Raw genomic sequence first — 19,603 nt, 5'->3', positions numbered from 1 at the left:
AAGGCGGCTGCAAAAAACAAGATGGCACACCCGCTTTGAGCACGCCTGACACAGTCGAACACGCCTTGCCACGCCGCGGGCGCCGCCGCGCGAAAGCCATCGGGCTTTGGTCGCTGGCCAGCGTCTCGCTTCTGTGCCTCGTGCTTGGTGCCGGTATTCTTCTGCTGATCGGGCGGACGATGGCAGCCCCCGACTGGCTGACCACACGGATCGAAGAGCGGATCGAGCGCAATCTTGACGGCCTCCAGATCGAGTTCGGAGATGTGGAGCTGGTGGTCAACGAGGGCTGGCGCCCGCGCGCACGTTTGCGGGACGTTTCGCTAAGTCAGGCCGATGGCCGCCCCATCCTGCAGCTTGCGGATGCGGAGGCCAGCCTGGCCATGCGTCCGCTCTTGCGCGGCCAGGTGCAGCCACGCACGATCCGCCTGCGCGGGGCCTTCGCGGTGCTGCGGCGCGATGCGGCGGGCGCGGTGACCCTTGCCTTTGACGATGCCAGCACGCCGGTCGAAGAGGCCGCGGGGATGTCGCAGCTTCTCAAGCAAGTGGACCGCTTTTTCGAACGGGACATCATGAGCGCGCTCAGCTTGATCGAACTCGACGCGCTGACCCTTCAGTATGAAGATGTACAGGCAGGGCGGGCCTGGACGATTGACGGTGGTTTTGTCGGGATCGAGCGCGAGCAGGACGAGCTAAGGCTCACCAGCAACTTCGCCGTTCTCAGCGGTCGAGATCATGCGGCGGCGTTGGAGGTCAACTATGCCACAGAGATTGGCGCCCCCACCGCAGAGTTTGGGATCAGCCTGTCGGACTTTGCGGCTCAGGATTTCGCGGATCAAAGCCTCTTTCCCGTGCTGGCCTTTCTCGAAGCGTTGCGCGCGCCGGTATCGGGCTCGCTGAGGGGGCGGATCGAAGAGGGCGGCGCGCTGGGGCCGCTCAGCGCGACGCTGCAGATCGGGCGCGGGGTGCTGCAACCTACCGATCAGGCGCGGCCGATCCCCTTTGACGGGGCACGGACCTATTTCACCTATGATCCGGCCGAAGAGGTGCTCACCTTCGACGAAGTCTCCGTGCAGAGCGCGTGGGTCAACGGTGTTGCGGAAGGAGAGGCCTATATCAGTGGCCTGAGCGAGGGGCGGCTCGAAGATCTTGTCGGGCAGGTCGAACTGACGGCGTTCTCGGTGAACCCCCGCGGGCTTTATGACCAGCCCGTCCGGCTGAACGGTGCCGCGGCTGATTTTCGTCTGCAACTGGATCCATTCGCGCTCTCCATCGGGCGGATGGAGATCCGGGATCAGGGGCAGATCGCGCGTCTGAGTGGCCGGCTTGCCGCGGACGAGGCCGGATGGACGGTTGCCGTCGATGGCGACATGAACGGGGTGACGCCGGATCGGCTGGTACGACTCTGGCCGGAGGCGGCCATCCCGAAAACCCGCAGCTGGATTGCGGAAAACCTCAGCGGCGGGCAGCTGAGCGACATCAACTTCGCCCTGCGCACCGCGCCGGGATCGAAACCCGACGTCTATCTCGATTTCGATTACGAGGATGCGCAAATCCGGTTCATGAAGACGATGCCGCCCATCGTGGGCGCCAACGGCCAGGCAAGCCTTGTGCGCAACCGCTTTGTCACAACCGCGACCTCGGGGCGGATCGAAGCGGAGACGGGGCGCGCCCTGGACGTCGCGGGCACGTCCTTCATCATCCCGGATGTCTCGATCAAGCAGGCCGCCCCTGCGGTGGTCCGGCTGGCGGGACAAGGCAGCGTCACCAGTGTTCTGTCCCTTCTGAACCGCGAGCCCCTGAAGATCCTTGAACAGCCCGGTCTGCCCGAAGATCTGGCCGAGGGGCGCGTTGAGGCAACCGGAACACTCGCTCTGCCGCTGCTGGAGCGCGTGGAAATCGAGGATGTCGAGTTTCACGTCAGCGGCACCGCCTTTGACGTGAGCACGGATGAACTTGTGCCCGGTCGCACGCTGAGAGCGGAACAATTGGCCATCCGCGCCAGTGACCAGTCCGTGGCAATCTTCGGCGCGGGGACAATGGATGGTGTCCCGGCCGAGGCCCGGTGGGAGCAGCAATTCGGCACGGGTAGTGGCATCAGCCAGGTCACCGGATCGGCAGAGGTGACGCCCGAGGCAATCGAGGTCTTTGAAATCGGCTTTCCTCCGGGCAGCGTGCGGGGGCAGGGCCGGATACAGTTCGCGATGGATCTTGTTCCGGGCGTTCCGGTGGATATGACACTCTCTTCGGATTTGCAGGGACTGGGCCTGCGCATTCCCGAACTCGGCTGGTCCAAACCGACCGGCGGCACGGGCGATCTGCAGTTGAACGTCACGCTGGGCGCCGCGCCGCGGGTGAATTCCCTGGCGCTCAACGCGGCGGGTCTTTCCGTTCAGGGGCAAGCCTCCGTCCGTCCGAACGGTGGGCTTGACCGGGCCCAGCTTTCCTCGGTGCGGCTGCGGGACTGGCTGAATGCTCGTGTGGAGCTGATCGGGCGTGGACCTGGCCAGACCCCTGATATTCGCATTCTTGGCGGCACACTGGACCTCCGCGCCGCTGATTTCGGAGAGGGCGGGTCCGGTCAGGGGCGCGGCGTGGCGCGGAACGACGCGCTGGTCGTTGCCCTGGATCGGCTGCAGGTCACCGACACGATTGCTTTGACCAATTTCCGCGGCGAGTTTTCGACCGCCGCGGGCATTGATGGGCCTTTCAATGGCCGGATCAACGGTCAGACAACGGTGACCGGGCGCCTTGTGCCGCGTGACGGGCGGACGGCTTTGCGGATCCTCTCCACCGATGCCGGAGGTGTTTTCCGGGATGCTGGCCTTCTGAAGCAGGCGCGGGGTGGCGAGTTTACCATGACGTTGCTGCCTCTCGATCAGCCGGGTGCTTTTGACGGCTCCCTGCGTGTCACGAACACCCGTATCCAGGACGCGCCCGCGATTGCGGCCCTCCTCAACGCGGTCAGTATTGTGGGGCTTCTGAACGAATTGGCCGGGCAGGGGATCCTCTTTGGCGATGTCTCGGCCCGCTTCCGGCTCACCCCGTCGCAGGTGACCTTGTACGAGAGTTCCGCAACAGGCCCTTCCATCGGCATTTCAATGGACGGACGCTATGACGTGTCCAGCCGGCGCCTGGCGATGAACGGCGTGATCTCGCCTGTTTATCTGCTGAACGGCATCGGCAGTGTTCTGACCCGTCCGGGGGAGGGATTGATCGGGTTCAACTACACGCTTCGGGGCACGGCGGACGATCCCAGCGTCCAGGTCAATCCGCTTTCAGCGCTGGCCCCCAGTTTCCTGCGTGACATCTTCCGCGCGCCCCGTCCCGAAACGCCCCCCGCCGCCACGTCCTCCGGCGATGCGCCGCAACCGCCGGAACGGCGGGAACGGCCCAGGGGGGGCGACCGGTAGGCCGTGAGGGGCTGGCCCTGCGCGCGCCGGCATCCTATAGCGCGGGCTATGAAACTGAGTGATTTCGATTTCCATCTGCCAGAGCACCTGATCGCCACCCGCCCGGCCAAGCCACGATCCTCGGCCCGGCTTCTGGTGGCGCAGGGTGACCAGATTTCGGATGCCCGTGTCTTTGAGCTTCCCAAATGGCTGCGCCCGGGCGACCGTCTGGTTCTGAACGACACGCGCGTCATTCCGGCTCGTCTTACGGGCCAACGCCACAGGGCGGGGGCGCAAGGCGCGACATCGGCAAAGATCGAAGCCACCTTGCTGGAGCCGCAGCCCGACGGGACATGGGTGGCCCTGATCAAGCCGCTGAAAAAGCTGCGGGTGGGTGAAGACGTCGTCTTTTCGGCAGACCTCTCGGCCCGGCTCACCTCTGTTCGGGACGGTCAGGGTATGCTGGCGTTCAACCTCAGCGGCCCCGATTTCGATGCCGCGCTGGCCGAGGCGGGCGCGATGCCCTTGCCACCCTATATCGCGGCCAAGCGGCCTGCGGACGTTCAGGACAAGACCGACTACCAGACGATCTGGGCCCGCCGCGCGGGGGCCGTCGCGGCCCCGACCGCGTCGCTGCATTTCGACGAGGCGCTGATGCAGGCGCTGGCGGATGCGGGGGTCTTGTTCAGCTTCGTGACGCTGCATGTGGGTGCGGGGACCTTCCTGCCGGTCAAGGTCGATGACGTGACCACGCACAAGATGCATGCGGAATGGGGCCATGTCGGACCCGCAGCCGCTGCCGAGATCGCCGCAACCAAGGTAAGCGGGGGCCGCATCATCCCGGTTGGCACCACCGCCCTGCGGCTGATCGAGAGCGCTGGCCGGTCCGGTGAAATCCGCCCCTGGGAGGGCGAGACTGACATTTTCATTTACCCCGGCTTCAGATTTCAGATCACGGATGCCTTGATGACCAACTTTCACCTGCCGAAATCGACGCTGATGATGCTTGTCTCTGCGTTGATGGGGCAGGATCGGGTCCGCCGGATCTATGACCATGCCATTGCCGAGGAGTACCGGTTCTTCTCTTACGGCGACAGTTCGCTGCTGATCCCCTGAGATCACGGCCGGTTTGAAAGCGACCGGCCCGGTGTCGCGGACAAGCACGACATACAAGGTGCCGAGGCACGAGAAACAGAAACAGGCGCTCAGAAACGGAGATATGTTGTCATGATGCAGGTTCTTTCCAGCGCCTGGGCGCTGCTGCTTGGCATGATGCTTTTGATGGTCGGCAACGGGATGCAGGGCACGCTTCTCGGGGTGCGCGGCGAGATCGAGGGCTTTTCGACGCTTGAGATGTCCTTTGTCATGGCCTCCTACTTCGTGGGCTTTCTGGGAGGATCGCGGCTGGCGCCCGATATGATCCGCCGGGTGGGTCATGTCAGGGTGTTTGCGGCGCTTGCTTCCTTCATCTCCGCGGTCATGATCCTTTATCCGACGTTTACCGACCCGATTGCATGGTGCCTGGGACGGGTGATCATCGGCTTCTGCTTCTCCGGCGTGTATGTGACCGCTGAAAGCTGGCTGAACAATTCGGCCACCAATGAGACGCGGGGCCAGGCGCTTTCGCTTTACATGATCGTGCAGATGGCCGGTGTGGTGACGGCGCAGGGTCTGTTGCTGGTGGGCGACCCGTCGGGCTTTGTGCTCTTCATCATTCCGTCGGTTCTGATCTCCATCTCATTCGCCCCGATCCTGCTTTCGATCAGTCCGACACCGTCTTTTGAGACGGCAAAGCCGATGAGCCTGCGACAGCTCTTCACAATTTCACCGCTGGGCTGTGTGGGCATGTTCCTTTTGGGCGGGATCTTTGCCGCGCAATTCGGCATGGGCGCCGTCTATGGCGCCGAGGTGGGGCTGAGCCTTGCACAGATCTCCATTTTCGTGGCGACGTTTTATATCGGCGCGCTGTTTCTGCAATATCCGCTGGGATGGCTCTCGGACCGGACGGACCGTCGGATCCTGATCCTTGCCGTCTCTTTCCTCGGGGCGATTGGCGCCTTGATCGGGATGCTTCTGGGCGGGCAGTTCACCATGTTGCTGGTCTCGGCCTTTCTGATCGGTGGCATGTCAAATCCCCTTTATTCGCTGTTGATTGCGCATACCAACGACTTCCTCGACGGGGACGATATGGCCTCTGCCTCAGGCGGGCTGGTCTTTATCAACGGCCTGGGCGCTATCGCCGGACCGGTCATTACCGGCTGGTTGATGGGCGACACCGTTTTCGGGCCATCGGGGTATTTCTTTTTCATGGTGGTTCTTTTGGCCGCTCTGGCCGCCTATGCCGCCTACCGGACGACTCAGCGGGCGGGCATCGCGGTCGAGGATACCGGCGCTTATGCACCGGTAGCGCCAACATCCACTCCGGTGGTCCTTGAAGCGGCGCAAGAATATGCACAACTGGAAGAAACAGAGGTGGAGAACGCCGTATAAACCGCAAATTTATGTCTTAAATGACGCAAATTGTTACTGTTTGGTGATTGTAAATGAATTGTAATGTTGAGACCGAAATACATGCACGCGCTCAGGGAGAAAGGAACATGGTAGGTCCCGAAGACGTATTAAGCTTCTGGTTGGACGAGGTGGGTCAGGCCAGCTGGTTTGATCAGAACGATGAACTGGACCAGAAGATCCGGAACACGTTTGTGCCCGCTTGGCAAAGCGCACAGGAAGGCAGCTATTCGTTATGGCTGACCTATCCCAGCGGAGCACTGGCTTACATTATCCTGACAGACCAGTTTCCCCGAAATATGTTCCGGGGAAGCGCAAAAGCCTTCGCGACGGATCGTCCCGCGCTGGCCGCGGCGAAATCCGCAATCGATAAAGGCTGGGACATGCGGATTGATGAGCCGGCACGGCAGTTTTTCTATCTGCCCCTCATGCATTCCGAAAACCTGTGCGATCAGGAACGCTGCGTGCGTCTGATGTGCGAGCGGATGCCGGAATTCGGCAAATCGAACCTTTTGCACGCACGCGCGCATCGCGAGGTGATCCGCCTTTTCGGCCGCTTCCCGTACCGGAACGACGCGCTGTCGCGCGCCCATACCGCGGGAGAGCTGGCTTACGTGAATGCCGGTGGTTACGGTCAGACCGTGCAGGATCTGCAACGGGCTGTCTGAAACAACCTGACTGGATTTGATTTGGGCCTGCCGGTGTTCCGGCGGGCCTTTTCGTTTGTGCCAAATGTCGCGGCTTACGTCGATTGAATGCGCGGGAAATATAGTTTAACGGTAAACTATATTTTTCGTCATGCGCTGAAGGAGCAAGGACATGGCTGCGAAATCCTTTGATGTGGTTGTGATCGGGGCAGGCCCCGGAGGGTATGTCGCAGCAATCAGATGTGCCCAGCTTGGCCTGAACGTCACGATTGTCGAGCGCGAACATATGGGCGGCATCTGCCTGAACTGGGGGTGTATCCCGACCAAGGCGATGCTGCGCAGCGCCGAGGTGTTTCACCTGATGCACCGCGCCAAGGATTTCGGTCTGAAGGCGGACGGTGTCGATTACGACCTGGATGCCGTCGTCAAACGCTCGCGCGCAGTGGCGGGCCAGCTTTCGGGCGGGATCGGACACCTGATGAAGAAAAACAAGGTGCCCACCATCATGGGCGAGGCGCGGCTGACCGGTCCGGGAAAGGTGTCGGTCAAAACCGAGAAAGGCACCGAAGAGCTGACGGCGAAGCACATTGTGCTGGCCACCGGGGCACGGGCGCGGGAACTGCCCGGCCTCGAAGCGGATGGCGATCTGGTCTGGACCTACAAACACGCCTTGCTGCCCAAGCGGATGCCCAAGAAATTGCTGGTGATCGGATCCGGCGCAATCGGGATCGAATTTGCGAGCTTTTACAACACCCTCGGCGCCGACACGACAGTCGTCGAGGTGATGGACCGGATCCTGCCCGTCGAAGACGCCGAAATCAGCGCCTTTGCCAAAAAGCAATTCACCAAACAGGGCATGAAGATCATGGAAAAAGCCATGGTCAAAAAGCTGGATCGCGCCAAGGGCAAGGCCACGGCCCATATCGAAGTGGGCGGGAAAGTCGAAAAGCACGACTTTGACACCGTCATCAGCGCTGTTGGCATTGTCGGAAATGTCGACAACCTGGGTCTGGAAGATCTGGGCGTTCAGATTGATCGCAGCCATGTCGTGACGGACGAGTATTGCCGCACCGGGGTCGACGGGCTTTACGCCATCGGCGATCTTGCCGGCGCGCCCTGGCTTGCCCATAAGGCAAGCCATGAGGGCGTGATGGTCGCTGAACTGATCGCCGGTCAGCATCCCCATCCCGTCAAACCCGAAAGCATCGCGGGCTGCACCTATTGCCACCCGCAGGTTGCCAGCGTCGGCCATACCGAAGCCAAGGCGAAAGAGCTGGGCTATGACGTCAAAGTCGGCCGCTTTCCTTTCATCGGGAACGGCAAGGCCATCGCCCTGGGCGAGCAGGAAGGCATGATCAAAACCATCTTCGACGCCAAGACCGGAGAGCTTTTGGGCGCCCATATGGTGGGGGCCGAGGTGACCGAACTGATCCAGGGTTACGTGGTCGGGCGCCAGCTTGAAACCACCGAGGAAGATCTGATGCAGACGGTCTTCCCTCACCCGACATTGTCCGAAATGATGCATGAAAGCGTATTGGACGCCTATGGCCGCGTGATCCACATGTAGTTGGCACGCGGGTGCTTGCGCTGACCCGTCTGTTCGACGATACGCGCAAGGCACTCGTTGCGGCGCGTCCTGTTTCATCCAAAGCGGGTCCGATCTAACGAGGCGGGCCTGTCTTTGTGAGGAGCGGTGATGCCGACGTCTTCTGTTCTTTTGCCTGAACCGCCCGACCGACATGGCGCCTGATCGCACGTCCTTCGGGGTCGTTTTCGCCGTTTGGATCGCGGGCCTGGGTTCAGCCGCGCAGTTTGCCAAGGTCTCGGTGACATTCGATGCGCTGTCCGCGCATTACGGTGAAACAGGCGCGACGCTGGGATTTGCCGTTTCGCTTGTCGGGCTGGTGGGTATTCTTCTGGGTGTCGTGGCCGGACTTCTGGTGGCGCGCACCGGATACCGGCGCAGCCTTCTGGCCGCATTGCTCCTCGGTGCGCTTGTATCGGCCTGGCAGGCAACCCTTCCGCCATTCGCCCTGCTGCTTGTCAGTCGCGCGATCGAGGGGATCTCTCACCTGGCCATAGTTGTCGCAGCACCGACACTGATCGCGCAATACAGTGCCGTCCGGCATCGCGGCTTCACGCTGTCCTTGTGGAGCACCTTTTTCGGGGTCGCCTTCGCCCTTCTGGCCTGGTTCGGGGTTCCCTTCGCAGCTGCCTATGGCATGGGCGCGCTTTACGCCGCGCATGCGGCCTATATGGCCGCAATGGCCTTGCTGATCTGGTGGCAGGTCCCGGCGGACAAGCCCAGATCGACCGATGCACTTCCGTCGGGCGCTCAACTTTTGTCCGATCACCTACGGATCTACCGCTCGCCCCGTCTGTCCGCACCCGCCCTTGGCTGGGTCTTTTATGCGGCATCGTTCCTGGCGATCCTCACGATCATGCCCCGCTTTCTGGCGCCAGAGATGCGCGAGACCGTGATCGGGATCGCCCCGTTGATCGGGATCGCCGTTTCCATGACGCTGGGCGTTCTTCTTTTGCGTCTGGTTTCTGCCGTGGTCGTGGCGCAGGCGGGGTTCCTCGGCTGCGTGGCTTGTAGTCTGCTGATTTGGGCCATGCCGATGTCGATTTGGCCCTACCTGATGCTCTTTGGGGCTATGGGCCTCATCCAGGGCGCCAGTTTCGCCGCTGTTCCACAGCTCAATTCAGATGCGGCGGGGCAGGCGGCGGCCAACGGGGCCGTGGCCCAAATGGGCAATGTCGGGACCACGCTTGGCACACCGCTCCTGGCCGCCCTCGTTGCCTCTGCGGACACGACCGGCTTTCTCATCTTTGGCTGCGGCGCCTTTTGCGCGGGCTTTTTCATCCATGCGATCCTCTCTGCGCGTCGTCGGCATGACGATTTGTAAATGTTCTCTTTACGTTCTGACTTTTTCGTTGGAGACTGACCAGCGCTGACTTATGTCTAAGCCATTAACGGGGGCACCATGGCTGAGCTGAAGAATATCGAAGTGCGCGGCGCGCGCGAGCACAATCTCAAAGGCATCGACGTCGATATCCCGCGCGACCAGCTGGTCGTGATCACGGGGCTTTCGGGGTCCGGCAAATCGTCGCTCGCCTTCGATACGATCTATGCCGAAGGGCAGCGGCGTTATGTCGAAAGCCTTAGCGCCTATGCGCGGCAATTCCTCGACATGATGGAAAAGCCCGATGTCGATCATATCAGCGGCCTCAGCCCCGCCATCTCCATCGAGCAGAAGACCACGTCGAAAAACCCCCGCTCGACCGTGGGCACGGTGACGGAGATTTACGACTATCTCCGTTTGCTCTTTGCCCGGGCCGGTACGCCCTACAGCCCCGCGACGGGTGAGCCGATCGAGGCCCAGCAGGTGCAGGACATGGTCGACCGCATCATGACGATGGAGGAGGGGACACGCGCCTATCTGCTCGCGCCCATCGTACGGGATCGCAAAGGCGAATACCGCAAGGAATTTCTGGAGCTGCGCAAGCAGGGTTTCCAGCGGGTCAAGGTGGATGGTCAGTTCCACGAACTGGACGAGCCACCGACCCTCGACAAGAAATTCCGCCACGACATCGATGTCGTCGTCGATCGCCTCGTCGTGCGCGAGGGGCTGGAGACGCGCCTCGCCGACAGCCTGCGCACAGCACTTGATCTTGCCGACGGCATAGCGATCCTCGAACTGGCCGACACACCCGACGACGCCCCGCAAGGGGCGGAGGAGGGGGCCACCCGGATCACCTTCTCCGAAAACTTCGCCTGCCCGGTCAGCGGTTTCACCATCCCCGAGATTGAGCCGCGCCTCTTCTCCTTCAACGCGCCCTTCGGCGCTTGCCCCGATTGCGACGGCCTCGGGATGGAGCTTTTCTTCGACGAACGCCTCGTCGTCCCCGACGCCGCACTCAAAATCAGCGATGGCGCCCTGGCACCCTGGCGCAAAGGCAAAAGTCCTTACTTCCTGCAGACCATCGAAGCCATCGCCAAACATTACGAATTCGACAAGAACACCAAGTGGAAAGACCTGCCGAAACACGTGCAGCAGGTCTTCCTCTATGGCTCCGGCGACGATGAAATCCCCTTCCGCTACGACGAGGGCGGCCGCGTCTATCAGGTGACCCGTGTCTTCGAAGGCGTCATTCCCAACATGGAGCGCCGCTATCGCGAGACCGACAGCAACTGGATCCGCGAGGAATTCGAGCGCTACCAGAACAACCGCCCCTGCGGCACCTGCGACGGCTACCGCCTGCGGCAGGAGGCTTTGGCCGTCAAGATCGCAGGCCTTCATGTGGGTCAGGTCGTGCAGATGTCCATCCGTGAGGCCTATGCCTGGTGCGAGCAGGTGCCCGACAGCCTGACCGCGCAAAAGAACGAGATCGCGCGCGCCATTCTCAAGGAGATCCGTGAACGTCTTGGTTTCCTGAATAACGTGGGTTTGGAATACCTTACACTGTCGCGTTCAAGTGGAACCCTGTCGGGTGGAGAAAGCCAGCGCATCCGCCTCGCCTCCCAGATCGGATCAGGCCTCACCGGGGTGCTCTATGTGCTCGACGAGCCCTCCATCGGGTTGCATCAGCGTGACAATGACCGCCTGCTCGGCACGCTCAAGAACCTGCGCGACCAGGGCAATACCGTGATCGTCGTCGAACATGACGAAGAGGCGATCCGCGAGGCCGATTACGTCTTTGACATTGGCCCGGGGGCCGGTGTGCATGGCGGGCAGGTCGTCAGTCACGGCACGCCTGGCCAGATCACTGCCGACGCGGCCTCCATCACCGGCCAGTATCTGAACGGCACGCGCGAGATCACGATCCCAGCGGAGCGCCGCAAAGGCAACAAGAAAAAGCTCACCGTGGTCAAGGCGACCGGCAACAATCTGAAAAATGTCACCGTCGATTTCCCTTTGGGCAAGTTTGTCTGTGTGACCGGGGTGTCGGGCGGGGGAAAGTCCACGCTGACGCTTGAGACATTGTTCAAGACAGCGTCCATGCGCCTCAACGGGGCGCGCCAGACGCCCGCGCCCTGTGAGACGATCAAGGGGCTTGAACATCTCGACAAGGTCATCGACATCGACCAGCGGCCCATTGGGCGAACGCCCCGGTCCAATCCGGCCACCTACACCGGCGCCTTCACCCCGATCCGGGACTGGTTCGCCGGCTTGCCCGAGGCCAAGGCGCGTGGCTACAAGCCGGGGCGGTTCAGCTTCAACGTCAAGGGCGGGCGCTGCGAGGCCTGCCAGGGCGACGGCGTCATCAAGATCGAGATGCACTTCCTGCCGGACGTCTACGTCACTTGCGAGACCTGCAAGGGCGCGCGTTACAACCGCGAAACGCTCGAAATTCAGTTCAAAGGCAAAAGCATAGCCGACGTTCTTGACATGACGGTTGAGGACGCACAGGACTTTTTCAAGGCCGTGCCGTCGATCCGTGAAAAAATGGATGCACTTGTGCGTGTCGGCTTGGGTTATATCAAGGTCGGCCAGCAGGCGACCACGCTGTCAGGCGGGGAAGCACAGCGGGTGAAGCTGTCAAAGGAGCTTTCGAAACGCTCCACCGGGCGCACGCTCTATATCCTCGATGAACCCACGACAGGGCTGCATTTCGAAGATGTTCGCAAGCTCTTGGAAGTGCTTCATGAATTGGTCGATCAGGGCAACTCCGTCATCGTGATCGAGCACAATCTCGACGTTGTCAAAACCGCTGACCACATCATCGACATCGGTCCCGAAGGCGGGGACGGTGGCGGAGAGGTTGTGGCGACGGGTACACCAGAAGATGTCGCAAAGGAACCGCGCAGTCATACCGGGCGCTACCTCAAGGACATGCTGAAAACGCGGAGCCTCGCGGCAGAATAGCGCCGCTCTGACTTGTATGTTAATTTGGTTAACACCATCTCAATGCCAGTTTTGGCATTGAGGAGTTTGACAGTGAAGCAGATTGGCATGGCCACCGCGGTGGTTTGTCTCGCGGCACCTCTGGCGGCAAAGGAAACCCGACATGATATGACCGGTTTTGACCGGATCGAAGTGGCGGATGACGTCAAGGTCGAGATCTTTTCAGGTTCGGAATTCAGCGTGATTTCAGAGGTTTCTGGCACGGCGCGCGAACGTCGGCTGGTGGTCGAGCAAGAGGGCGAAACCCTGTCGATCCGCCGCCCCGGTCGGTCGTCGATGATCCTGATGGGCATGGCCGATTATTACACCGTGACCGTGCATCTGCCAGCCTTGCGCGGGCTCGATGTGAGCCGCGGCGCGGACGTGGAGGTTTCGGGCACCTTTCCCGATGAGGTTGTGGCGCGAACGTCAAGCGGCGCGGATCTGGATATGGAGGGGGTGGATGTCACCACGCTGGCGTTACGGGCCAGTTCGGGTTCGGATATCGATGTGACCGGCAGTTGCACCACGCTGACGATCGAAGCGTCCAGCGGGTCCGATATTGACGGGGAGGAACTGGAATGCCGCGATGTGGAGGCGCGGGCCTCCAGCGGATCGGATATCGAGATCCATGTCAGCGGCACACTCACTGCGCGGGCCACCAGTGGCAGCGACATCGATGTGGATGGTGCGCCGCAGGATGTGTCCGTCGAGGAAAGCTCGGGTGGTGAGGTCTCCTTACCAGGGACCTAGGCGCGGATCTGTCGGGTCTGATGCGAAAACCAGGCCTTGGCGGCATCAAGGCTGCCCGGGCGCCCAAGGTAATATCCCTGGGCGAGGGGCACACCGAGTTCGTTCAGAGTGTCGAATTCCGACCCCGTCTCGATACCTTCGGCAACGATCGCGGCATCGATTTCCCGAGCGAAACGAACCAGCGCGGCACCCAGCGAGCGGCGCACGACATCCGTGTCAATCTGCGACGTCAGAGAGATATCCAGCTTGATGATGTCGGGGCGCAGTTTGACGATATGCTGCAGTCCGGAATAGCCCGCGCCAGCATCGTCGATGGCCAGTCGCACGCCGGAGAAGCGCAAAAGGTCCAGATTGTTCAGCAGCGTCTCATAGCTGGACACCATCGAATGCTCGGTCACTTCGAGCACGATCCGTTCGCTCGGCCAGGGTGCAAACACGTCCGACAACGCGCCCGAGGCGACGGTGTCCGGCGAGGCATTGACCGACACATAGATCTCAGGCGGAAGATCGTTCAAAGCGGCCAGAGCCCGTTCGATCACGGCAATCTCCAGTTCGGCCTGCAGGCCCACTGTCTTGGCGTCATCGAACCACAGGTTGGGGGGGCGATACGGTTCTGATTTGAACCGGCACAGGGCTTCGAACCCTTTTGGCCGACGGGAGCCGGCATCCATGATGGGCTGATAGACGATGTCAAAGAGCTGATTTTCCTGCACATGCTGGATTGTCGCGAAGATCTCGCTGCGTTGGATCTGAACGGCCAGCTTTTCGTTCACCTGATCGGCTGACAGGTTGGCGAAGGCGCGCATAACCTCAAGATCCCGGGGATTGAGGTCGCTTTGTGCTGTGCGGCTGAGGCAGCAGAACATGCCATAAGGCGTGCCATCGGACCGCCGTATGGGAATGCTGACATGGGATTTTATCGGGATCGCATGGGTCAGCGGAATGGACTGGCAGAGCGGTTCCGCCCCGGTATCGGGAATGAGTTCGGGCAGACGGCCCGCCAGAATGTGTCGGCAATAGACCTGATCGAGGGGCATCGAGCCGCCGACGGCGACCATCTCCTCGAACCCGGGGGCGCTGACGGCGCGGAAGACAAGGTTATCTCCGACAAATTCGGAGAGATAGGCAACCTCCATGTTCAGATGTTCCCGGACGAAATCCAGCGCCGCATTGATCGTCTCGTCGGCGTTCACCCCTGGAGCGCCCGCGGCACTGAGCAGGCTTGCCCCTGTGATGTTGGACGGCTCGGCCATGTGCTTTCCCTTTCGTCTCGCGTGGTGTCGGGACGGGGATAGCGATGAAGTGTTAACGAGCCGGGTGCGCAAATGTGGCGAAGTCGCGATATCTCCATCACATTTTACAGATCCACGCCGCGGCATTGCGAAAGGGACGTGGACAAAGGGGAGAAGATTTAGCAGATCCCGGTCCGCACATCTAGGGCGCGATTTGAGGGTCGGTGGAGGCTGGCCGACTAATCGAGAACGCGGTCCAGCACCCGGACGAGGCCCAGAACGGCGAGCGTATCGCTGTCGATCAGGTATATGTTGTTTCGGTAGATGGCATAGCGCTGTCGCGGACCAAGAGGGCCAAGCCCGTATGCACGCGGGCTGTCGACATAGCGCAATCCACTGGCCGGAATCCGGCGGCCTACGGCAACGGCGGTAGGCGCGCGGGAACCACCGGGCCCCACGTCGCGATCGCGCGGTGCCTGCCGGACGTCCCGCCCGGGACGGGCGTCAGGCCCGCCGCGCGCGCCCACGCAGCTATCGCCGGAATTGAACGGGCCGTTGCCGCAGCGCACACCACGCGCGTCGGAGCCGGAGGCAATCGCCACGATGGTGAACGTCGTCGCCGCGAGAAGAAGCGGTTTTTTCATGGAAAACTCCCTAGCGTTGCATCCTGCAGCGCCGGGAGAGGTTAGCCACGGCCCCGCTTTTCGAACCGGGGCAACATGGCCGAGAAGTCCCGTCCGCTGCCGTCTTCCTGCTCAACGAAGCGGGCGTAGAGTTCCGTCGCATGCTGTCCCAAGGGCGTATCGGCATCGGCGCTTTCCGCCGCTTGCTGGCTGAGGCGCAGGTCCTTGAGCATCAGATCGGCGGCGAAACCGGGCTGGTAGCCGTTGTCGGAGGGTGATTGCGGGCCCACGCCGGGCGCGGGGCAATAGGCATTCATGCTCCAGCTGTAACCCGATGAGGTGGAGACGACGTCGAACATCTTTTGCCGGTCGAGGCCCAGCTTGTCGGCCAAGGCAAAGGCCTCGCAGGTGGCGATCATGGTGACGCCGAGGATCATGTTGTTGCAGATCTTGGCGGCTTGCCCGGCGCCGGCTTCACCGCAATGGACGGCTTTCTGGCCCATGATTTCGAAGAGCGGGGCGGCCTTTTCGAAGGCTTCGACAGAGCCGCCGGCCATGAAGGTGAGCGTGCCAGCGGCCGCCCCGCCCACGCCGCCGGAGACGGGCGCGTCGACGGGCATAAGTCCAGCCTGGGCGGCCTGGGCGGCCACCTGACGGGCGCTGTCCACATCGACGGTGGAGCAGTCGATGAAGGCTGCCCCTTGCTGCATGGCCGGGATGATCTCTTCGGCGACGGAGTGCAGGATGGCGCCGTTGGGCAGCATGGTGATGACGATGTCGGCCTCTCGCGCGGCGCCGGTGGCGGAGGAGGCCATCGTGACGCCGTCGACTTGGATGGGAGCCATATCGAAACCCGTGACGGTGTGGCCTGCTTTGGCAAGGTTTGCTGCCATGGGCGCGCCCATATTGCCCAGTCCGATAAATCCGATCTTCATTGCCGTTTCCCCCCGGTCGTCGAAGTGCAGGCCCGCATCGCGCAGAGGCATCAGCATCTTGCTGACGGCGATGGCGGGCACGTTCATGTCGGCATATTGCCAACGCGGCTGACGGTCCTTGTCAATGATCTGCGCGCGGATGCCTTCGAGAAAGTCGCCATGCTCCATTGCGCGGGCGGTGAAGCGGTATTCCAGTTCCAAAGCCTTGCGAATGGTGAGGGAGGGGCCGCGCAGGCGGTGGATCATCTCGATCGTGCAGGCCAGCGACAGGGGGGCGTTGCGCGACAGGCGCTTGAGCGTGTCCCGGGCGAAATCGCTGTCTTCGGCACGCAGGGTGGTGAGGATGTCCGAGAGGGATTCTCCGCCGAAATGGCGGTTGATGTCGTCGAGGCGGGCGCTCATCGCCCCTTGCGGGGGCTCTTCGCCGTGGGGTGCGAGAAGGTCGGCGTCGCCGGTCTGTTCGAGTTCGGTGATGAGGGTGTGCCACTTTGACTGCGGGATGTAGGTATCTGCAAAACCTGCGAAAACCGCGTCTGCCGCGTTCATGCGCGCGGCGGTGGTGCCGAGATATTCGCCAAGGCGTCCGGGTGCGAGGGCGAGCATCAGGGTGCCGCCCACGTCGGGGACCAGGCCGATGCCGCATTCGGGCATGGCGATCTGGCTCGTCTCGCCCACGATCCGGTGAGAGCCATGGCAGCCGATGCCCACGCCGCCGCCCATGGTGAAGCCCTGGAGAAACGAGATGACGGGTTTGGGATATTCAAAGAGTTTCGCGTTGAGCCGGTATTCGTCGGCCCAGAATTTTTGGCCATAGGCGAAGTCTCCGGCCCGGCCGGTGGCGTAGAGATCGGCAATGTCGCCGCCGGAGCAGAAGGCTTTCTCTCCCTCTGCGTCGAGGATGACGACGGAGATTGCAGGGTCGTCGCGCCAGGTGTCGATGGCCGCTTCGATGGCGCGGCACATCTCATAGGTCATGGCGTTCAGCGCCTGGGGACGGGTCAGGGTGATCCGGCCCGCGCGTCCGGCGATGCGGATGTCGATGTCGCTCATCGCGCGGCCAGCATCTGGCGGGCGACGATGACGCGCATGATCTCGTTCGTGCCTTCAAGGATCTGGTGGACGCGCAGGTCGCGGACCAGTTTTTCGATCCCGTAATCCGCAAGATAGCCGTAACCGCCGTGCAGTTGCAGGCATTGGTCGACGACGTTCGATCCGGCTTCGGTGACGAATTTCTTGGCCATCGCGCAGAATTTGGTGGCGTCGGGGGCGCCTGTGTCGAGCTTCCAGGCAGCCTGACGGAGAAAGGTGCGGGCGGCCTGCAGCTCGATCTCCATATCGGCGAGGCGGAATTGCAGGCCCTGGAACTGGTCGATGCTTTGGCCGAAGGCCTTGCGCTCGCCCATATAGGTGAGCGTCGCGTCGAGGGCGGTTTGCGCGGCCCCCAGAGAACAGGCGGCGATGTTCAGGCGCCCGCCGTCGAGGCCCATCATCGCGTATTTGAAGCCGTGGCCTTCCTCGCCCACGAGGTTGTCGGCGGGTACCTTGCAATCGTCGAACTGGACCTGCGCTGTGGGTTGGCTGCGCCAGCCCATCTTGTCTTCGAGCCCGCCAAAGCTGAGCCCTTCGGCGCCGTCCTCGACATAGAGGGTGGAGACGCCCTTGGGTCCGTCCTCTCCGGTGCGGGCCATCACGACATAGGCGTCGGAATAGCCGCCGCCGGAGATGAAGGCCTTGGTGCCGGTGAGGCTGTAGCCTTCGTTGGTGCGGGTAGCACGGGTCTTGAGGGCTGCTGCGTCGGAGCCGGAACCGGGTTCGGTCAGGCAATAGCTGAGCACGGTGTTCATCGACAGGATGTCGGGGAGGATGCGGGATTTTAGATCGTCGGAGCCGAAGCTGTCGATCATCTTGGCGCACATGTTGTGGATCGACAGGAACGCCGCGACCGAAGGGCAGGCCATGCTGAGCGCCTCGAAAACGAGCGTGGCGTCTAGGCGCGAGAGGCCGGAGCCGCCGCTCTCTTCACTCACATAGAGAGAGCCGAAGCCCAACTCGGCGATCTGCGGCCAAAGCTCTTTCGGGATCGTGCCGGCGGCTTCCCAGTCCCGGGCATGGGGGGCGATATGCTCCTGCCCGAAGGCATGGGCCATGTCGAAGATGGCCGATTGTTCCTCGGTCAGTGCGAAATCCATGGCGAAATCCCCCCTTGCCCTGCTTAACTGAACGCTTGTTCATATCCTTAGCAGGCACAAAGGGGGCGAGGCAAGGCTGGAGGGCCTTGGGTCGTTCTGCTTAGGCCAGACGGACCTGGGTGCCGATCTGGGCGAGATTGAAAAGCTCTTCGATATGCGGGTTGTAAAGTCCGATACAGCCCGAGGAGCTTTGCCGTCCGATCTTGCGCGTGTCGTGGGTGCCATGGATCAGGTAGGCGGGCCAGGTGAGATACATCGCGTGGGTGCCCAAAGGGTTACCGGGGCCGGGCGGCATATAGGCGGGCAGGGAGGGGTCGCGCTTGCGCATGTTGGCGGTGGGTGTCCAGTCGGGGCCGACACGCTTGCGTACGATACGGGTATAGCCCCGGCGGGTCAGCTCGTCCGTCATGGGTACGGAGGAGGGGTAAAGGCGATAGGTCTCCCCATCCGGGCCCCAATAGTGCACCGCGCGGCTGGTGATGTCGGCAAGAATGGCGCCTTTGCCCAGCGTCTCGAAATGATCCTGCCAGCGCTGCGTCTGGAACGAGGAGGTGTTGCGGCGTGTCGGCGGGCGGTCACGGATCGGCGGTTCGGTCTGCGGAAAGGCCTGATCCCAGGTATCTGGCGTCTGGGCCTTGAGAAGGGCGGGCGTGGCCAACGTGGCTGCACCGGCCAGAAGGGCCGTACGGCGTGTCATCTTCATCTTGGACATGTCAGGACCTCTTGGACGTCGTTGTCTCTGGTTTAGTCGGAAGGACAACGCAGTGCCAGATGAATGGTTGCGCAAGCGGGTTTGCTCACGGCAATGTCAGGGGGTGTGACGGTTTTTGGGGGGCAGGGCATGGAGTTCTGGTTCGAGTTTGCATCGACCTATTCGTATCTCAGCGTGATGCGGATCGAAAAGGCGGCGGAGCAAGCCGGGGTCGATGTCGCGTGGAAGCCGCTCATGCTGGGGCCGATCTTTGGTGCCCAGGGCTGGACGGATTCGCCGTTCAACATCTACCCTGCAAAAGGCCGGTTCATGTGGCGCGACATGGAGCGGCGGGCGCAGGCGCTGGGATTGCCGTTCCGGCAGCCACCGGGCTTTCCGCAGCACACGGTGATGGCCGCACGGGTGGCCTACCTCGCCTTGCAGCAGAACGGTGGTCGGGACTTCGTCCGGGCGCTCTATCACGCGCAGTTCGCCGACGGGCAGAACGTGGCAGAGCCGGAGGTCGTAGGGGCTGCGCTGAATGAGGCGGGGCTGCCCGTCCGGCTGATCGACGAGGCTCAGGCGCCGGAGGTGAAGGCGGCGTTGCGCGCGCAGGTGGACGACGCGCAACAGAAAGGCATTTTCGGGGCACCCAGCTTTGTCGTGGGGGAGGAGCTTTTTTGGGGCGATGATCAGTTGGAGATGGCCTTGGAGTGGGCGGGGCGTTTATGAAAAACGCCTGCCAAGT

Annotated in this window: 14 protein-coding genes and 1 pseudogene; 9 read left to right on the top strand and 6 right to left on the bottom strand. The window is 62.2% G+C overall.

Annotation, left to right across the window (positions count from 1 at the left end):
- Positions 1 to 35: 35 nt before the first annotated feature.
- From CFI11_RS13525 to CFI11_RS13490, 8 genes are all read left to right on the top strand, one after another.
- Positions 36 to 3,410, top strand: coding sequence for a DUF3971 domain-containing protein (locus CFI11_RS13525; RefSeq protein WP_130406803.1), 3,375 nt, complete (start codon positions 36 to 38; stop codon positions 3,408 to 3,410).
- A 48-nt stretch (positions 3,411 to 3,458) separates the two neighbouring features.
- Positions 3,459 to 4,505: a tRNA preQ1(34) S-adenosylmethionine ribosyltransferase-isomerase QueA gene (queA, locus tag CFI11_RS13520; protein WP_130406801.1), complete on the top strand. Its 1,047-nt coding sequence runs from the start codon at positions 3,459 to 3,461 to the stop codon at positions 4,503 to 4,505.
- 111 nt (positions 4,506 to 4,616) lie between these two features.
- Entirely contained in the window at positions 4,617 to 5,879 is a 1,263-nt protein-coding gene (locus CFI11_RS13515) for an MFS transporter (RefSeq protein ID WP_130406799.1), read from the top strand.
- A gap of 107 nt (positions 5,880 to 5,986) precedes the next feature.
- Positions 5,987 to 6,565: a DUF924 family protein gene (locus CFI11_RS13510; protein ID WP_130406797.1), complete on the top strand. Its 579-nt coding sequence runs from the start codon at positions 5,987 to 5,989 to the stop codon at positions 6,563 to 6,565.
- A 151-nt stretch (positions 6,566 to 6,716) separates the two neighbouring features.
- The gene (gene lpdA / locus CFI11_RS13505) at positions 6,717 to 8,111 is read left to right on the top strand and encodes a dihydrolipoyl dehydrogenase (RefSeq protein ID WP_130406795.1); all 1,395 of its coding nucleotides are present in this window, start codon (positions 6,717 to 6,719) and stop codon (positions 8,109 to 8,111) included.
- Between the two features lie 172 nt (positions 8,112 to 8,283).
- Entirely contained in the window at positions 8,284 to 9,453 is a 1,170-nt protein-coding gene (locus tag CFI11_RS13500) for an MFS transporter (RefSeq protein WP_130406793.1), read from the top strand.
- Positions 9,454 to 9,531: 78 nt separating this feature from the next.
- Complete coding sequence (uvrA, locus tag CFI11_RS13495) at positions 9,532 to 12,414, top strand: excinuclease ABC subunit UvrA (RefSeq protein ID WP_130406791.1); 2,883 nt, start codon at positions 9,532 to 9,534, stop codon at positions 12,412 to 12,414.
- 72 nt (positions 12,415 to 12,486) lie between these two features.
- Complete coding sequence (locus CFI11_RS13490) at positions 12,487 to 13,185, top strand: head GIN domain-containing protein (RefSeq protein WP_165390262.1); 699 nt, start codon at positions 12,487 to 12,489, stop codon at positions 13,183 to 13,185.
- Here the strand turns inward: CFI11_RS13490 and CFI11_RS13485 are convergent.
- The 6 genes and pseudogenes from CFI11_RS13485 to CFI11_RS13465 form a co-directional block, all read right to left on the bottom strand.
- Entirely contained in the window at positions 13,182 to 14,438 is a 1,257-nt protein-coding gene (locus CFI11_RS13485) for an EAL domain-containing protein (RefSeq protein WP_130406787.1), read from the bottom strand. The two genes, CFI11_RS13490 and CFI11_RS13485, sit on opposite strands and share 4 nt — an antisense overlap.
- A gap of 218 nt (positions 14,439 to 14,656) precedes the next feature.
- Positions 14,657 to 15,061: a hypothetical protein gene (locus tag CFI11_RS13480; protein WP_130406785.1), complete on the bottom strand. Its 405-nt coding sequence runs from the start codon at positions 15,059 to 15,061 to the stop codon at positions 14,657 to 14,659.
- A 41-nt stretch (positions 15,062 to 15,102) separates the two neighbouring features.
- The gene (gene mmsB, locus CFI11_RS24955; RefSeq protein ID WP_371687484.1) at positions 15,103 to 15,975 is read right to left on the bottom strand and encodes a 3-hydroxyisobutyrate dehydrogenase; all 873 of its coding nucleotides are present in this window, start codon (positions 15,973 to 15,975) and stop codon (positions 15,103 to 15,105) included.
- A 102-nt stretch (positions 15,976 to 16,077) separates the two neighbouring features.
- A pseudogene (locus tag CFI11_RS24950) lies at positions 16,078 to 17,025 on the bottom strand (enoyl-CoA hydratase/isomerase family protein); the annotation flags it as partial.
- Entirely contained in the window at positions 17,022 to 18,164 is a 1,143-nt protein-coding gene (locus CFI11_RS13470; protein ID WP_130406781.1) for an acyl-CoA dehydrogenase family protein, read from the bottom strand. The pseudogene CFI11_RS24950 and the gene CFI11_RS13470, both read right to left, overlap by 4 nt.
- A gap of 100 nt (positions 18,165 to 18,264) precedes the next feature.
- The gene (locus CFI11_RS13465; protein ID WP_130406779.1) at positions 18,265 to 18,876 is read right to left on the bottom strand and encodes a L,D-transpeptidase; all 612 of its coding nucleotides are present in this window, start codon (positions 18,874 to 18,876) and stop codon (positions 18,265 to 18,267) included.
- 63 nt (positions 18,877 to 18,939) lie between these two features.
- Here CFI11_RS13465 and CFI11_RS13460 point away from each other — a divergent pair, with 63 nt between their 5' ends.
- Entirely contained in the window at positions 18,940 to 19,587 is a 648-nt protein-coding gene (locus tag CFI11_RS13460) for a 2-hydroxychromene-2-carboxylate isomerase (protein ID WP_254448920.1), read from the top strand.
- The last annotated feature ends 16 nt before the right edge of the window (positions 19,588 to 19,603 follow it).

The sequence above is a fragment of the Thalassococcus sp. S3 genome, assembly GCF_004216475.1.
Lineage (GTDB): Bacteria > Pseudomonadota > Alphaproteobacteria > Rhodobacterales > Rhodobacteraceae.
This window is presented reverse-complemented; position numbering and strand designations above follow the sequence as displayed.

Bases quoted from the DNA above. Each gene is read 5' to 3' on its own strand.
- CFI11_RS13470 (WP_130406781.1), bottom strand. From the start codon at position 18,164: ATGGATTTCGCACTGACCGAGGAACAATCGGCCATCTTCGACATGGCC.
- lpdA (WP_130406795.1), top strand. From the start codon at position 6,717: ATGGCTGCGAAATCCTTTGATGTGGTTGTGATCGGGGCAGGCCCCGGA.
- CFI11_RS13515 (WP_130406799.1), top strand. From the start codon at position 4,617: ATGATGCAGGTTCTTTCCAGCGCCTGGGCGCTGCTGCTTGGCATGATG.
- queA (WP_130406801.1), top strand. From the start codon at position 3,459: ATGAAACTGAGTGATTTCGATTTCCATCTGCCAGAGCACCTGATCGCC.
- CFI11_RS13510 (WP_130406797.1), top strand. From the start codon at position 5,987: ATGGTAGGTCCCGAAGACGTATTAAGCTTCTGGTTGGACGAGGTGGGT.
- mmsB (WP_371687484.1), bottom strand. From the start codon at position 15,975: ATGAAGATCGGATTTATCGGACTGGGCAATATGGGCGCGCCCATGGCA.
- CFI11_RS13480 (WP_130406785.1), bottom strand. From the start codon at position 15,061: ATGAAAAAACCGCTTCTTCTCGCGGCGACGACGTTCACCATCGTGGCG.
- CFI11_RS13485 (WP_130406787.1), bottom strand. From the start codon at position 14,438: ATGGCCGAGCCGTCCAACATCACAGGGGCAAGCCTGCTCAGTGCCGCG.
- CFI11_RS13465 (WP_130406779.1), bottom strand. From the start codon at position 18,876: ATGTCCAAGATGAAGATGACACGCCGTACGGCCCTTCTGGCCGGTGCA.
- uvrA (WP_130406791.1), top strand. From the start codon at position 9,532: ATGGCTGAGCTGAAGAATATCGAAGTGCGCGGCGCGCGCGAGCACAAT.
- CFI11_RS13500 (WP_130406793.1), top strand. From the start codon at position 8,284: ATGGCGCCTGATCGCACGTCCTTCGGGGTCGTTTTCGCCGTTTGGATC.
- CFI11_RS13460 (WP_254448920.1), top strand. From the start codon at position 18,940: ATGGTTGCGCAAGCGGGTTTGCTCACGGCAATGTCAGGGGGTGTGACG.